Genomic DNA, 15091 nt, shown 5'->3' with positions numbered 1-15091 from the left:
GTTCCAACCGCGCGCCTTTGGGCGTGCGGTAGCCATGGCGGCGAAAAAGTGGCAGCCAGGGCGGATCTCTCACTCCCCTTGACGTCACCCGGCAGTATTGCAGGGCCGGGTTCACAGCAGAGGCGCACCGATGGCAGACAGCACAGGATTACAATTTACCGTCAAGGTGGGGGCCCTGCCCGAGAGCACCTTTGTGGTGGCGGAGTTTGCCCTGGACGAGGGGCTGAACCAGCCATTTCGCCTGCGCCTTGAGCTGGCAAGCCCTGAGCCCGATGTGGATTTCGGCGCCGTGCTGGACCAGCCGTGCGAGCTCTTGGTGTGGTACAGCGGTGAACTTCAGCGCCGGGTGTGCGGTGTGGTGAGCGACATGGCGCAGGGGGACAGCGGTTTTCGCCGCACCCGCTACACCCTTGAAGCTAAACCGGCGCTATGGCGGCTTTCCCTTCGCCAGAATTCCCGCATCTTCCAGGCGCAGAAGCCCGACGAAATCCTCAGCATCCTGCTGCAAGAGCACGGCATCACCGACTACGCCTTTGCGCTCAAGAACGAGCACGCCAAGCGGGAATACTGCGTCCAGTACCGTGAGTCCGACCTCGACTTCGTCAATCGCCTCGCCGCGGAAGAGGGGCTCTTCTACTTCTTTGAGTTCGAGCAGGGCAAGCATCGCATCGTCTTTGCCGACGATGCAGCGGCCCTGACCGCTGGCCCCGCGCTCTTCTTCAACTTGGGCAATCGCTCGCTGGAACAAGGGCCCAATGTGCGCCAGTTCCACTACCGGGAGGCGGTGCGGCCTTCTGACGTAGAACTCAAGGACTACAGCTTCAAGACCCCGGCCTATGGCCTCTCCCACAAGAAGGTGGGGGCTGAGCTTGCGCACCAGCGCGATACCTACCAGCACTTCGACTACCCGGGCCGCTACAAGCTGGACCCGAGCGGCAAGGCCTTTGCCCAGCATAGGCTGGATGCCCTGCGTAACGACGCCGTCACCGGCAGTGGCAAATCCAACTGCGCGGCTCTGCTGCCGGGTCAGACTTTTACCCTCACCGAACACCCTAACGGGGCGCTCAATGCCGACTGGCAAGTGGTGCGCATCAGCCACACCGGCTTGCAGCCCCAGGCGTTGGAAGAGGAGGGGGGTAGCGGCCCCACCGTCTACCACAACGAGTTTGGGGTGGTGAAAGCGAGCACTACCTGGCGGGCGCTGATGCCGGCCAGGCCTATGGTGGACGGTCCGCAAATCGCCATAGTGGTGGGGCCTGAAGAGGAGGAGATTTACTGCGACGAGCATGGCCGGGTGAAGCTGCAGTTCCCCTGGGACCGCTATGGCTCTAGCAATGACATGAGCTCCTGCTGGGTACGGGTCAGCCAGGGCTGGGCGGGCGGCCAGTACGGCATCATGGCCATCCCGCGTATCGGCCACGAGGTCATAGTGAGTTTCCTCGAAGGGGACCCGGACCAGCCCATCATCACCGGTCGCACCTTCCATACCACCAATCGGCCGCCCTACGAGTTGCCGGCCAACAAGACCCGCACCGTGCTGCGCACCGAAACCCATCAGGGGGAGGGCTTCAACGAGCTGCGCTTCGAAGACCAGGCGGGGCAGGAAGAGATCTATATCCACGGTCAGAAAGACCTGAACCTGCTCATCGAAAACGACGTCGCCTGGCATATCAAGCACGACGAGCACAGGGACATCGACAATGAGCGGGTGACCCGCATCAGAAAGGTGCCGGGAAAGGAGGGGGCCCCATCGAGCCTGGGCAATGACCATCTGACGGTGGAAGGCGAAAAACGCGACCAGATCAAGGGCGATTATTCGCTGACCGTGGATGCGTCTATGCACCAGAAGCTCGGACAGAGCTGGCTCACCCAGGCCGGGCAGGAAGTGCACGTCAAAGCCGGTGCCAAGGTGGTGCTGGAAGCGGGATCTGAGATCACCGTCAAGGTGGGCGGCTGCTTTATCAAGGTCGATGGCGGTGGCGTCACCCTGGTGGGCCCCACCATCAAGATGAATTCGGGCGGCAGCCCGGGCTCGGGCGCCGGTTGGGCGGGCAAGTCTCCCATCGATCCCCAGGGGGTTACCGTACCTCCCCCACCCAAGGTGCCGCTGAGCCCGGCTCAGCTCGCCACCATGAAGAGTGCGGCTCCTTTCTGTGAGGAGTGCGAGAAGTGCAAGGAGGGGGCTTGTGAGATCTGAGGTCATCTCGTTACCCGAGTGGATCGGCGCACACAGCTCATCCTCTTTGTATGCCGTGCTGGCGGGGGCCAGCGATGCCGCCCCCTTACAGCACTACTACCAGCTGGATGGCCGTCATACCCCCCGTGGCCTCTATCTCGGCACTGCCTATGCAGACTGGCACCCCGTCATGCCCTATCTGGTGGCGCTGGATAAAGGCAGTGCCTTTCTGGAGTGGGCGTCCAGCACCTCGGCCCGTGATTGGGGATTTCTGCTCTCTACGGAGCAACTCGCCGACACACTCTATGCCCATCTGCAAGGGCTGACCCAGATCTGGCATCAGGGTGAAGCCGTGTTCTTTCGCTATTGGGATGGCGTGTATATGTCTGCCATCGTGTCGCAGCTTGGTGATGGCATGACAACTCTGTTGCCGCAACTGGATGCGATGTGGTGTCAGGGCAATGCATTTTCATGGGAACCATCGGAACCCTGTGCTGTACGTCCATTTCCCTGGTGGGAACTTCCTCCAGCTATCGCAGCAGTATTGGCCGGGCAAGATACAGGTCCCCTTATCAACAACCTGATGCAACAACTGGCAGATGAGAATGGCCAGCTTTACTGGTCTTTCCCCGAGGCCAATCTCAGGTGCAAAGTTGCCCGTTTCGTTTCCCGTTACCCATCCCCTGATATCGATCTATTTCCAGTGCTGGAAGCGGCGCTGCTCAATGAGGTTCAAGCATGAATAATGCCGGCCAGGCCGTCTTCACCCAGGTGATCGCCGATTATCGCAATGCCCTGACTGAGTACCGCAAGGATGCCGAAAGTTTCTTTCTCGGCGACATGCTGGGTATGGACATGGAACAGACCATCAAGGTTGGTGACAAGACGATAAAAGCCTCCTCGAGCAGCAAGAAGGCGCAATCCGTGGTGACGCAGTGCCCGTTGAGTGGCACTTTGCGGCTGGTCCATCTGTTTGAATCCGTGCGCTTTATTCCTATCGGTAATACCCCCTACAAGGTGGAAGCGGGCAAGATAGTTCGTGGACGTTTTGTCAGTGAAGCGGTAGCGAAGGAGGGAACCCTGGATGCCAAGGGGATTGCTGAAGTCGGGAAACTGACACCGGGCAAGTCCTATCGGGTGACCTTTTACCCCAAGGTGAAGAAGAGTGACCTTGACGCCTTGTTTGCCTCCTATGCTCCAGTGAAAAAAGATCTGGAAGCATGGCTTACCAAAGAATGGAACAACGAACACAAGGCGGCCTGGGGCCGTTACAGTGCCAAGGGGGCCGGATTTGGCAGTCATGTACTGGCGGCCGCCAGCGGCATTGGTAAAGCCCTGGTCGGGGTATGGGATGATCTCAAGACCATCTACGAATTGTTGGCCGATCCGGTGGGCAATGCCAAGAAACTGGCTGAATTCGGTGTAGATGCTGCAGCCATGGCCAAGGCGGGGGCATCCCAGATGGAAGCCGCCATGCTGGTATTGCAGGATGAAGCGCTTCTTTATCTTTATGCCTATGCCCTGGTGTGCTGGGTCAAGATGTTGCCGCCAGATCAGCAGACCGAGTTTGGGTCTCAGGTGATCTCCTCTGTGCTGATTGATGTCATCATCGGTGTGATTTTGACCGGTGGGGCTGGCCTTGCCGCCCGCTATGGTGCCAAGGCTGCATCAGTGGCTAAGAACAGCGATAGGGTGATGCGTCTGGTGACCTCGCTGGTTAACCTCTCCAAAAAGCACAATCTGGCTAAACATGCCCAAACGGCGAAGAAGGTGTTGATCGCCGGGTCTGCCAAGCTGACTCCTGCCAAGAAGGCTGATCTCAAACTGGTAGATGGCAGCACAAAAACGCTGGTAGAGAAAGGGACGGCAGCCAAGCGCAAATTCCAGCCCCATTCCGAGCTTAAGCAGCTTAAAAAGACGCCGGATGCTTCGAAAGCTGCGAAGACACCAGCCAATAAACCTCATCAAGCTGACGCCAAAACGAGCAAGAACAACTGCCCTGTCTCCATGGTGACGGGAGAGGAGTTGTTGGCGCTGGAAGATGCGCTGCTGCCCGGCCTGCTGCCCTTTACTTTTGGTCGCCTCTATCGCACGTCAGCTGTTGAACGTTCCTGTGGCATGGGGGCGGGGTGGAGTCATGCGCTGGCCCATCGGCTCGAACGTCACGGTGATAGTTTGACCTGGTGGGATCAGGAGTCGTTAACCATCGAACTGCCGCTGCCGTCGACAGCGAGGCCCATGATCACCAACCAGTTGTCAGAGGCGGCCGTTTATCTGGGGGATGAGCCTGACGAGGTGATAGTAGCCAAGGCGGGATCGCCCTTCCTGCATTTCACCTGGTATGGCAAGACAGGCCGTTTGACGGCCATGTCAGACCTTTATGGCAACCGGCTCACTATCCGTGCCGATGAGCAGGGGCGCCCCTGCTGGATAGAGAACGAGGGCGGTCTGGCTCTTCGCATTGTCTATCAGAAGGCATATCTGGCTGCTGTCGAATTGCAGCATTTTGACGGTATTAACTGGCAGCCAGAAGCGACCTTGCAACGTTATTACTATGACGATGCAGGACACCTGGTGGTGGCTGAAAACGGGGCCGGTGAGTGCGAACGTTACCGCTATCGTTCCGATGGGGTGATCCTGGAGCGCCGACTGGCGGGCGGCGCAGGGTTCTTCTGGGAATGGGAACGGGAAGGAAAGCTTGCGCGCGCGGTTCGCCACTGGAGTGATGTGGCTCGTTTTGATGTCAGTTACACCTGGGATGATGGCAAGGGTGAAGTGACGGTCAGCAATGCGGATGGCAGTCAGGAGGTGTACCAGCATGACAGCAACGCCCGGCTGATCCGTCAGCAAGATCCGGACGGTGCAGTCACTGAATTTATTTACAACGACAAGGGCCAAAAGGAGCTGGCTCGTGATGCCCTGGGGGGGGAGACCCTGTATCACTATGACGATGCAGGCTTGCTCTCCCTCGAGGTTGCCCCGGATGGCAACCAGACGGCCTATAGCTACTGGGATGGCCGTGTTCGCAAAGTCGTACAAGGGGATCGTGAGTGGCGTTTCGAGCGCAACCAGCAGGGCGATGTGGTTGCGAGACGGGATCCCCTTGGGCGGGAGACTCGCTACAGCTATAACGCGCAAGGCAAGCTCAGCACCGTGGTGCAACCCGATGGCAGCCGCATCGAACTGGGCTGGAACCGCCTTGGGCAGCTGATTGAGGAGAAGGGTGCCAACGGTGGCGTGACCCGCTGGCGCTATGACGAGCGGGGTCGCCAGATAGTACGGCGCGACCCGCGCGGCGCGATTACCCGTTATGAATGGAATGCGGCAGATCGCTTGCAAGCCGTGTATCTGCCTGGTGGTGGCTCCCGCCGTTTCGAATATAACGCCTACGGTAAGGTGACGGCCGAGTGGGACGAGCTGGGCCGCGAGACCCGCTACGAATATCACCCCGGCCTGCATCTGGTGAGCCGCCGCATCAACCCGGACGGCAGCGAGCTTAAGTATCGCTACGACAATGCCAAGCTCTTCTTGAGCGAGATTGAGAACGAGCATGGCGAACAGCACCGCATTCACTACTTCCCCAATGGCCTGGTCGCGCGGGAAACCGGCTTTGATGGCCGCACCACCGCTTACCGCTACGACCTTAACGGCCACCTGAGCGAGAAGGTCGAGTTTGGCAAGCAGGAGACCGAGTTGGTCACCCGCTATGAGCGAGACCCCATGGGGCGGCTGCTTAAAAAAACCTTGCCCGATGGCCGTGAAATCCAGTTCAGCTATGACCAGTACGGTCAGTTGACCCAGGTGGATGATGGCGCCTGGCCGCTCACCTTTGAATACGATACCGCAGGCAATCTGCTGGCCGAGCATCAGGGCTGGGCTTCCAGCTATTTCAAGCATGATGCCATGGGGCGGCTGGCCCACTGGCAGTTGCCCGATGGCAACAAGTTGGCTTACCACTACCTGCATGGCGAGCTAAGCGGGATTGATCTGAACGGCGCCGAGCTGACTCGCCACCAGAGGGTGGGCGGACTGGAGATGCGACGCAGCCAGGGGGCGCTGACCCAACAATACGAATATGACGAGCAGGGGCGCCTGACGGCGCTGCGACTGCAACGGGGCAAACAGGTCGCCCGTGAGCGGCGCTACGGCTATGACCGCACCGGCAATCTGCTGCAGATCAATGACAGCGTACAAGGGGAGCAGCACTACAGCTACGACCCGCTGGACCGCTTGCTGGAGGTGCGTGGTGAACTGACCGAGCGGTTCCTGCACGATCCGGCGGGCAACCTGTTGAGCCAGACGCTGGGTGGTAAGTTTGAGGGGGCGCGCACCCAGGGTAACCGGCTGCTGTTGAGTGGCGATCGCCATTTTGAGTACGACGAATTTGGCCGACTGGCAGTAGAGCGACGTGGCAAAGGCCAGTCGTTGGTTACCCGTTATCACTACGACTGTCAGCATCAGCTAGTCAGGGCTGAACTGCCGGATGGCACCACGGCCAATTATGACTACGACGCTTTTGGCCGCCGTATTCGCAAGACGGTGAGTGGGGCAAAGGACGGGCTGGTCACCGAATTCTTGTGGCAGGCCAACAACCTGATTGCCGAGAGCAGTTATCAGCTTGGTGGTGATAAACGTCGTACCGACGAGCAATACCGCAGCTTTATCTATGAGCCGGGCAGCTTCAAGCCATTGGTGCAGCTGGAAGGGGAAGGGCAGGAGGCCGAGGTATTCCATTATCAACTTGACCACCTCGGTACCCCGCTGGCGTTGACTCGTGATAATGGGGCGACCGCCTGGCAGGTGCGCTATCACGCCTATGGCAATGTGTGGCGGGAAGAGATCGCCGATGTTACCACTCCCTTGCGTTTTCAGGGGCAATATTTTGATGCCGAGACCGGCCTTCACTACAACCGGCACCGCTACTACCAACCTGAGACGGGTAGATTTATCACCCCCGACCCGATAGGCTTGGCGGGCGGTTTGAACAACTACCAGTACGCTCCCAACCCGACCGGCTGGGTGGATCCGCTGGGGTTAAGTAATGTACCGGGGCAATGTCCTGGTTCAGATAAAGATCTTACAAGACGAGAATATCTAAATAATCAGTTTGGCCGTACTGGTGATATCAATGCTGACATAAATCAGAGAGCTAGGAAAAAAATTGCATTTGACTTTTATAAGGGGCAGGGTTTTGCCGAGGAAAGCATACCTAGTCATTTGAATGGAATTGACTTCAGTCACGATGTGCGTGTTGAAACCCTCAATAGAGGTAAAAAAGTATATCAGTATCAATCACCAGGTGCCCCACAAGGTAATTACTATGCACTGCATAGCAGTGTAACGCCATCAGAGTTGGGTATTGGTAAGATGGGGGAGAATAGGGCTAAAGGTACAGTGGAACTTAAACTGAAAAAACAATATGTAGTTAATGAAAAAACTAAAGTGATTCGTTCTACCTCTAAGGAAATTGATGATACTTGGTCTGTTAGAGGTGTGAGTCAGCCATCTTCTGGTGGTGGCACCCAGCTCTTTACCACAGAAAAACATATATTTGTAGAGGGTGTTGAATAATGATTGATAAAGATGATTTTCAACAAATGGCTTTGAAAAACCGTTTTTTATTAGAGCAGTTTACAGATTTCAAAGAATTTTTTTTGTCATGGACCGCTTTGCTAAAAAAGAATGGTGATAGTTATCTAATTGAGAATGATGGTAGGGAAGGATGGTTGATTCTATATTCAGAGAATTCTAATGGAGGATGGGATGAGGTGGAAAAGGTTGTTTCTCATAAATTTCAAAAAGATGACTACGTAAAGCAATGTGAACTATGGTTGTCTAGAATATAAAGATAAAAATGTAAGTGTTGTGGTGTATGCGATTTTGGGTGAGCCTTCTAATGGTTGAGGTTGTATACCAAGCAGAGTCGTAGGCTCGATTTTTCCCCGCGTAAGCCGGTATTTTCTGAGTGATCAGTGCAGATCAGGTTATAGCTGGATACTCTTATTAACTCAGTTATTTTTTCAAAATGTGGATGTGTAAAGGTCAGAATAACGCCATTTTCTTATCTTTTTATATGTTGACTTCCCCTTTACTGTCAGGTGACGAGCTAGTGGGGCTGGCTGGGCAGCGAGACTCGCTACGAATATCAACTCGGGCTTCATTTGGTGCGTCGCCACATCCCGTGGGTGGCAGGGCGCTGACGTATCGCGACGACACCACCAACCTCTTCTTGAGCGAGATTGAAAACTAGGATAGCGAGAAGAGCATCGAATTCTTGTAGCAGGCCAACAACCTGATTGCCGAAAGCAGTTATCAGCTTGGTGGTGATAAACGTCGTACCGACGAGCAATACCGCAGCTTTATCTATGAGCCGGGCAGCTTCAAGCCATTGGTGCAGCTGGAAGGGGAAGGGCAGGATGCCGAGGTATTCCATTATCAACTTGACCACCTCGGTACCCCGCTGGCGTTGACTCGTGATAATGGAGCGACCGCCTGGCAGGTGCGTTATCGCGCTTATGGCAATGTGTGGCGGGAGGAGGTTGCTGAGGTGGCAACTCCCTTGCGTTTCCAAGGCCAGTATTATGATGCCGAGACAGGGTTGCACTACAACCGCCACCGCTACTACCAGCCCGAGACAGGTAGATTTATCACCCCCGACCCGATAGGCTTGGCTGGCGGGCTCAACAACTACCAGTATGCTCCCAACCCGACCGGCTGGGTGGATCCGCTGGGGTTAAGTAATGTACCGGGGCAATGTCCTGATGTTAATGAGGTTGCTCGACCTAAGCGACAAGGCGGGCCGGAAGAGCCGCCGCGTGTTGATGGTAGTAAACCTGACTTTTATGTTGGACCAAGTGGCTCGGATTCGACTTTGCCGAGTACTGGGTATCGGTATGATAGATATTTAAATGATGATGGCTCATTATATAAATACGGCCAAGATGCAATTAATACGGGAGAGGCTCGACTATCATATTTTGGTTTTGATAAATTAGATACAGGTGATCAGGTTACAGAGGCATTCCAGATCCGAGCACCAAAACATGTGACGATGAATGATCCAGATAAGTCATGGAGTGATGGACGATTACGTGTCAAGTTTGATACTTTGCAATTATATGATGAATCAGGTGTTCCAAGAGTGGAAGTGCCTAGAAGTCATGGGGGGAAAGGGCCTGATCTAGAACCATTCACTGAGGCTTATCCAGAGTATGGAAAGGGTGGTGCTAGACAATTAGTTCCTAACACGGATGAATCTTTATATATAAAGGCTGATGCAATTGATATTTTACCAAAGGAATGATTATGACCGAAGGTGAATACTTTAGAGAACAATTAATAATTCTTATTGAAAATCATAAAGAGGATTTTTTTTATGACTATGAAAATCTGATTGAAATTCTCAAAGATAAGAATAGACGAATACCCATAAGGGGGATTTGGGAGAGTATGAAAGGGTATGACCAATCAAAGTACTCTGATGCTGAGAAAGAGCTACTTGATGAAGCTATGTATCGTTATGGTTAGACCAATATAAATATTGAGATTCTCACGATTTTTACTGAGAACAAGCGTTCGAGGCTGAGTCGTAAGAGAGAATTTTAACTCAATAGAGATAACTTGGGTTGGATTGTTTTTTAACCAGCGCAAGGCGATCTGTACTATCGAGCAGTGGTTGTGACTAGGGCGGTAGGCTCGATTAGTTCAGCGTAATCTGCGTTCGAGAAGCAATCTGTATAGGTCTGGTTATCGCCGGACAGCGGACTGAACCGTTATTAACGCAGTTAGCCCTCTTTCAATATGTGGATGTGTAAAGGCCAGGATAACGCTATGTCCTGACTTTTCTATCTCTTTACTTCCATATCCCATACGGCAAGGTGACGGCCGAGTGGGACGAGCTTGGCTTCCAGCTATTTCAAGCATGATGCCATGGGGCGGCTGTCCCACTGGCAGCTGCCCGATGGCAACCAGCTGGCTTACCACTACCTCAATGACGAGCTAAGCGGTGTGTAGTGGTCACATCGATCATGCATAGCCTGCATGATCGATATATCTCTAACCAGGTGACATTTTGCTGCTATTGCGACATGGCTTGGTCCCGTGGTTCTGTATGAAAAGGAATTGAGGAAAACAAGTGAAGGTGATAAAAAAAGTATTCCTGCTCCTCTCTGTCATCATCTTGTCTCCCCTGTTGATTCCCATGGTTTATGTCGAAAGACGAAGAAAAAAATGGTTTTTATCAACGTTGCTATCCCCCCTGCCTGAAGAGATCCGAGTCGGCAGGTTGAACTCTCTGATGAATACCAATGCCGATGCGCTACAGAACGGTATAGTGTCAACACTTGTGGCGCTGAATTCCGATGAGCATTGGGGATGTCTCAATATCGACTGGCGAGATGTCGAGGAAGTTGAGTTACAGGGCAACGCATTGGCGGATATGCATGGTTTGAAGGAGCACTTCATTTGCTCCGAGCCGGATGAGGATGCATCGGTTTGGAGCATGTTGGTGCTTTATGACTTGTGGCTGCAAGCGCGAGGATATGAAGTTGTGCTTTGGGATTTAGATGCTGATCAATATACAGGTTTTATTTGTCGCTCTGATATTCTCGATAAGCTGTTAAACGAGGGGCGCAAGCTGGGTCTGAACCTGGTCAAGCTGGACCACGTGAACGAGCAATAGTGCTTTGTATCGGCATGAGGGTCTCTAGAAAACGGTCAATTTTAAAGAGAGCTGAAGAGAAATAGCAAATACATCAGGTGGTCAAAAAGTGTTATGCACGCAGCCACCCCCTCCATCTCAATTATTCGCAGATATAGATAATGACATACCGCACATTATGGTTGGTACTGGCTAGCAGCTGGTTAATCGCTTGTACCACAACTACACCACTCACCGAGTCTGAACTCTCTCAAGCTGCCCGCCAGGGCCAGGGCAAGGCGCAATATGAGCTTGCCAATCGTCTGGCTGCCAAGCCCGATTATCCAGAGGCGATGCGCTGGATGAAGCAGGCCGCGGATCAAACCGGGCCTTTGGCGGCGGATGCCGATATTCGCGGTAAAGCGGCGCTGCAGGTAGGGAGCTGGTATCAGGCTGGTTTGGGTGAGCCCAAGAACCCCAGGCTGGCCCATGACTGGTGGCAGCGTTCGGCCAAGCTGGGCAATCGGGACGCCAGCTATCAACTTGGCAAGGAATGCCAGCGTCAACACCAGGATAAGTTGGTGAGCGCGTGTCTCGAGTGGTTCGAGCAGGCTGCCAAACGGGATCATGCCGGCGCTCAGTTGATCCTGGGGGAGTGGTATGCCAGCCAGCCCGGCGCCGATGTCGATGCGGTTCAGTGGCTGGAAAAGGCCGCCGAGCAGGGTAATCGTGACGCCCAATATCGGCTCGGCCTGCGTTATGAGCAGGGCAAGGGGGTGAGCAAACGTCCCGACCTTGCCCAGCGTTGGTACGAAAAGGCTGCCGCTCAGCAGCAACCGGATGCCTTGTTGACCCTGGCTCGCAAAGCGAATACGACAGAGGCGTTTCCCCTTTATCAGCGTGCCGCCAATGCGGGCTCGCCATCAGCTCAGCTGTGGCTGGGGCAGGCCTATCTGGCGGGTGAACAGGTGCCCCAGGATCTGGCGCTGGGCAGGTACTGGCTGGAGCTGGCCGCAGGCCAGGGCTTCCATGAGGCCGAATACCAGTTGAGCCTGCAGCAGACCGATGAAGTTGCCCGTGAACATTGGCTGACCCTGGCTGCTGCTGGCGGTGTGAGTCAGGCTCAACTTGAGCTGGCAATCTTGCAGCAGGAGAGGGGAGAGCTGAAGGCGGCTCGCCAGAGCCTTTCCCTTGCGGCGGGTGAAGGCAATGTGGATGCCCGCTATGCCTATGGCGAGATGTTGCGGCTGGGACTCGGCGGCGAGGCGGACTACAGCCTGGCATTGAAACAGTACCGACTGGCGGCAAATGCCAACCACCGTCAAGCCCAATATCGTATGGGTACCATGCGTGAACAGGGCTGGGGGGCGCCTCGTAATAGATTGCATGCCTATGCATGGTATTTGCTGGCAGCCACGGATGGCAATACAGATGCGACAGCCGCCAGCCGTGAGCTGGAAAAAGGCATGACAGAACAAGAGAAGGGAGCTGGACAGAAACTGGCGCAGCACTGGTTTGTGACACTGGAAAAAAACCGTCAGCTGGTGCAGCCACGCAACGACATTTAGCGCCACGAATATGGTTGCCGATGTCACATATTCGCAGTGAATGAATGACATCTTTCCCCCCCTATTGCTCCGGTTCTCTTGTCACTAATCAGTCATGAAGCCGTTATGATGCCGTCATGAAACTACATCATGGCGGCTTTCTTATTTATCAGCAGATACCTTTTGTTACATAATCAATCTTTAAATAGATTGTTGATTGACCTTTTTCATGATGTGAAGTTCACTTCACATCTTTGGTAAATATCAGATTTATCCTACATTAATAATGGTTTTTTCTGATTTACTCTTGTTTGTTACAATTCTGTATTAAGCTCCCGACCATTCACTAACTAGTTGTTTTTATTTGGTTTTTTATTTCATTGTGCTTTTAAAATCCATATTTAATAATTTATTGTTGACTCATTGATATTTTAAAATATACCATTTGTCGCAAATGGCTCTCTAGCCAAGATGATCTCTAACAAAGAGTAGAGACGTTATCGGGTTGTATTAAGTAACAAGATGCATACTGTGTTTTCGGTTGCCAAGCCTCGCCTTGGCATATATCGAGAATGCACCGTCGGCTGATGTTTTTTTGTCAGGATCCCTGCCGATCCCGTCAACTGTCATTTGTTACAGTTGCTGACAGATGCATTGGCTATAAGCTTTAGGGTCTTCATGGATCCTTAACTTGGTATTTAGAGCATGGGAAAAGGAATTGATGGCGCCACTGTTGCGCCCAAAGAGCGTATCAATATCAAATATGTGCCGGCAACCGGTGGTCAACAGGCGGAAATAGAGCTTCCGTTGACCATGATGGTGGTTGGCAATATGAAAGGACGCACGGAAGAGACCCCCATTGAGGAGCGTCAAACCGTCTCCATCGACAAGAATAATTTTTCCTCTGTCATGAAAGAATCTGCACTGGAGCTGAAGTTCTCCGTTCCCAACCGTCTGGAAGAAAACAGCCAGGACGAGTTGCCAGTGTCGATCAAGATCCAGTCTCTGGAAGACTTCACCCCCGACAGCGTAGCCCAGCAGGTTCCCGAGCTGCGCAAGCTGCTGGAACTGCGTGAGGCCCTGGTTGCCCTGAAAGGACCCCTGGGAAATATCCCGTCCTTCCGCAATCGTTTACAGGATCTGCTGTCCAGTGACGAGGCTCGCGAGCAACTGCTCAAGGAGCTGGATCTGATTAAGCCTGCCGAGTGATCCGCAGATTAATTGACTGACTGATAAGGAAAAAATATGTCTTTGGTCGAAGAACAGGTTCAAGCGGGGGCGAGTGCGGCCTCCTCGTCCTTGCTGGACGAAATCATGGCGCAGGCCCGCATCACACCGGTGGATGAGGGATACAGTGTCGCCAAGCAGGGGGTTGCCGCCCTGATCGCCAACATTCTGGACAGCGGTACCACCTCGGAGCCGGTCAACAAGGCGCTGGTGGACAGCATGATTGTCGAGCTCGACAAGAAGCTGAGCAAGCAGATGGACGTCATCCTGCACGCCAAAGAGGTGCAGGAGCTGGAGTCCTCCTGGCGCTCCCTCAAGCTGCTGGTGGATCGCACCGATTTTCGTGAAAACATCAAGATCCAGGTGCTCCATGCGACCAAGGAAGAGCTGCTGGAGGATTTCGAATTCTCGCCCGAGATCACCCAGTCCGGTCTCTACAAGCATGTTTACTCGACCGGTTACGGCCAGTTTGGCGGCCAGCCTGTCGGCGCCGTGATCGGCGACTATGCCTTCACCCACAGCTCGCCCGACATCAAGCTGATGCAGTATGTCAGTGCGGTGGGGGCCATGGCCCACGCGCCTTTCATCTCCTCTGTCGCACCGGCCTTCTTTGGCGTGGACAGCTTCACCGATCTGCCGTCCATCAAGGATCTCAAGTCGGTCTTCGAAGGCCCGTCCTACACCAAGTGGCGCTCCCTGCGTGAATCGGAAGATGCCCGCTATCTGGGGCTGACCGCACCGCGTTTCCTGGCCCGTCTGCCCTATGATCCGACCGAAAACCCCATCAAGGGCTTCAACTATCAGGAAGACATCAGCTCGGATCACGACCATTACCTGTGGGGCAACACCGCCTATCTGATGGGCACCTCCCTGACCGACAGCTTCGCCAAGTATCGCTGGTGCCCGAACATCATAGGTCCCCAGAGCGGGGGGGCCATCCATGATCTGCCGGTGCATGTCTACGAGGCCATGGGTCAGCTGCAGGCGAAGATCCCGACCGAGGTGCTGATCACGGATCGCCGCGAATACGAGCTGTCGGAAGAGGGCTTCATCACCCTGACCATGCGCAAGGACAGCGACAACGCGGCCTTCTTCTCCGCCAACTCGGTGCAAAAACCCAAGGTGTTCCCGAACACCAAAGAAGGCAAGGAAGCGGAGACCAACTACAAGCTCGGCACCCAGCTGCCCTACATGTTCATCATCAATCGCCTGGCGCACTACATCAAAGTGCTGCAGCGCGAGCAGATCGGCTCCTGGAAGGAGCGTCAGGATCTGGAGCGTGAACTGAACGGCTGGATCAAGCAGTACGTGGCCGATCAGGAGAACCCGCCGGCAGATGTGCGCAGCCGTCGCCCGCTGCGTGCCGCCCAGATCAAGGTGCTGGACGTGGAAGGGGAGCCGGGCTGGTATCAGGTCGCCATGGCCGTGCGCCCGCACTTCAAGTACATGGGTGCCAGCTTCGAGCTGTCCCTGGTGGGTCGTCTGGACAAGGAATAATGCCCG

General features: G+C 54.4%; 11 protein-coding genes. 10 read left to right on the top strand and 1 reads right to left on the bottom strand.

Going from position 1 to position 15091, the window contains the following annotated elements; translation table 11 throughout:
* Positions 1-130: 130 nt before the first annotated feature.
* From tssI to ACF2JD_RS01065, 4 genes are read left to right on the top strand one after another with little or no spacing between them, the layout of a single operon-like run.
* On the top strand, positions 131-2197 hold the full coding sequence (gene tssI, locus ACF2JD_RS01080) for a type VI secretion system tip protein TssI/VgrG (RefSeq protein ID WP_440986584.1): 2067 nt from the start codon (positions 131-133) through the stop codon (positions 2195-2197).
* The gene (locus ACF2JD_RS01075; RefSeq protein WP_440986583.1) at positions 2187-2918 is read left to right on the top strand and encodes a DUF4123 domain-containing protein; all 732 of its coding nucleotides are present in this window, start codon (positions 2187-2189) and stop codon (positions 2916-2918) included. Before tssI ends, ACF2JD_RS01075 begins: the two co-directional genes overlap by 11 nt.
* Positions 2915-7747, top strand: a complete 4833-nt coding sequence (locus tag ACF2JD_RS01070; RefSeq protein WP_440986582.1) for a polymorphic toxin type 46 domain-containing protein — start codon at positions 2915-2917, stop codon at positions 7745-7747. The genes ACF2JD_RS01075 and ACF2JD_RS01070 overlap by 4 nt, the downstream gene beginning before the upstream one ends.
* Positions 7747-8022: a hypothetical protein gene (locus ACF2JD_RS01065; RefSeq protein ID WP_408849600.1), complete on the top strand. Its 276-nt coding sequence runs from the start codon at positions 7747-7749 to the stop codon at positions 8020-8022. Before ACF2JD_RS01070 ends, ACF2JD_RS01065 begins: the two co-directional genes overlap by 1 nt.
* Before the next feature lie 311 nt (positions 8023-8333).
* On the opposite strand, the gene ACF2JD_RS22565 is transcribed toward ACF2JD_RS01065, so the two are convergent.
* Complete coding sequence (locus tag ACF2JD_RS22565) at positions 8334-8609, bottom strand: hypothetical protein (protein ID WP_456305319.1); 276 nt, start codon at positions 8607-8609, stop codon at positions 8334-8336.
* Between ACF2JD_RS22565 and ACF2JD_RS22560 the strand changes: the two genes are divergently transcribed.
* The 6 genes from ACF2JD_RS22560 (at position 8568) to tssC (ending at position 15085) form a co-directional block, all read left to right on the top strand.
* On the top strand, positions 8568-9479 hold the full coding sequence (locus tag ACF2JD_RS22560; protein ID WP_456305322.1) for an RHS repeat-associated core domain-containing protein: 912 nt from the start codon (positions 8568-8570) through the stop codon (positions 9477-9479). The two genes, ACF2JD_RS22565 and ACF2JD_RS22560, sit on opposite strands and share 42 nt — an antisense overlap.
* 2 nt (positions 9480-9481) lie before the next feature.
* Complete coding sequence (locus ACF2JD_RS01055) at positions 9482-9703, top strand: hypothetical protein (protein WP_042036294.1); 222 nt, start codon at positions 9482-9484, stop codon at positions 9701-9703.
* 607 nt (positions 9704-10310) lie between these two features.
* Positions 10311-10856, top strand: coding sequence for a DUF6630 family protein (locus ACF2JD_RS01050; protein WP_440986581.1), 546 nt, complete (start codon positions 10311-10313; stop codon positions 10854-10856).
* A gap of 140 nt (positions 10857-10996) precedes the next feature.
* Positions 10997-12382, top strand: coding sequence for a tetratricopeptide repeat protein (locus ACF2JD_RS01045; protein ID WP_440986580.1), 1386 nt, complete (start codon positions 10997-10999; stop codon positions 12380-12382).
* Positions 12383-13066: 684 nt separating this feature from the next.
* Positions 13067-13570, top strand: coding sequence for a type VI secretion system contractile sheath small subunit (tssB, locus tag ACF2JD_RS01040; RefSeq protein WP_025326628.1), 504 nt, complete (start codon positions 13067-13069; stop codon positions 13568-13570).
* 36 nt (positions 13571-13606) lie between these two features.
* Positions 13607-15085: a type VI secretion system contractile sheath large subunit gene (gene tssC / locus ACF2JD_RS01035; RefSeq protein ID WP_025326629.1), complete on the top strand. Its 1479-nt coding sequence runs from the start codon at positions 13607-13609 to the stop codon at positions 15083-15085.
* Positions 15086-15091: the final 6 nt, after the last annotated feature.

It is taken from the genome of Aeromonas ichthyocola (assembly GCF_046087985.1).
Lineage (GTDB): Bacteria > Pseudomonadota > Gammaproteobacteria > Enterobacterales > Aeromonadaceae > Aeromonas > Aeromonas rivipollensis.
Note: the sequence above shows the minus strand (reverse complement) of the source record. Positions and strands in the feature narration are given on the sequence as shown.

Coding starts and splice junctions, on each gene's coding strand:
- tssC (WP_025326629.1), top strand. CDS start 13,607: ATGTCTTTGGTCGAAGAACAGGTTCAAGCGGGGGCGAGTGCGGCCTCC.
- ACF2JD_RS01045 (WP_440986580.1), top strand. CDS start 10,997: ATGACATACCGCACATTATGGTTGGTACTGGCTAGCAGCTGGTTAATC.
- ACF2JD_RS01070 (WP_440986582.1), top strand. CDS start 2,915: ATGAATAATGCCGGCCAGGCCGTCTTCACCCAGGTGATCGCCGATTAT.
- ACF2JD_RS01065 (WP_408849600.1), top strand. CDS start 7,747: ATGATTGATAAAGATGATTTTCAACAAATGGCTTTGAAAAACCGTTTT.
- tssB (WP_025326628.1), top strand. CDS start 13,067: ATGGGAAAAGGAATTGATGGCGCCACTGTTGCGCCCAAAGAGCGTATC.
- tssI (WP_440986584.1), top strand. CDS start 131: ATGGCAGACAGCACAGGATTACAATTTACCGTCAAGGTGGGGGCCCTG.
- ACF2JD_RS22565 (WP_456305319.1), bottom strand. CDS start 8,609: ATGGAATACCTCGGCATCCTGCCCTTCCCCTTCCAGCTGCACCAATGG.
- ACF2JD_RS01055 (WP_042036294.1), top strand. CDS start 9,482: ATGACCGAAGGTGAATACTTTAGAGAACAATTAATAATTCTTATTGAA.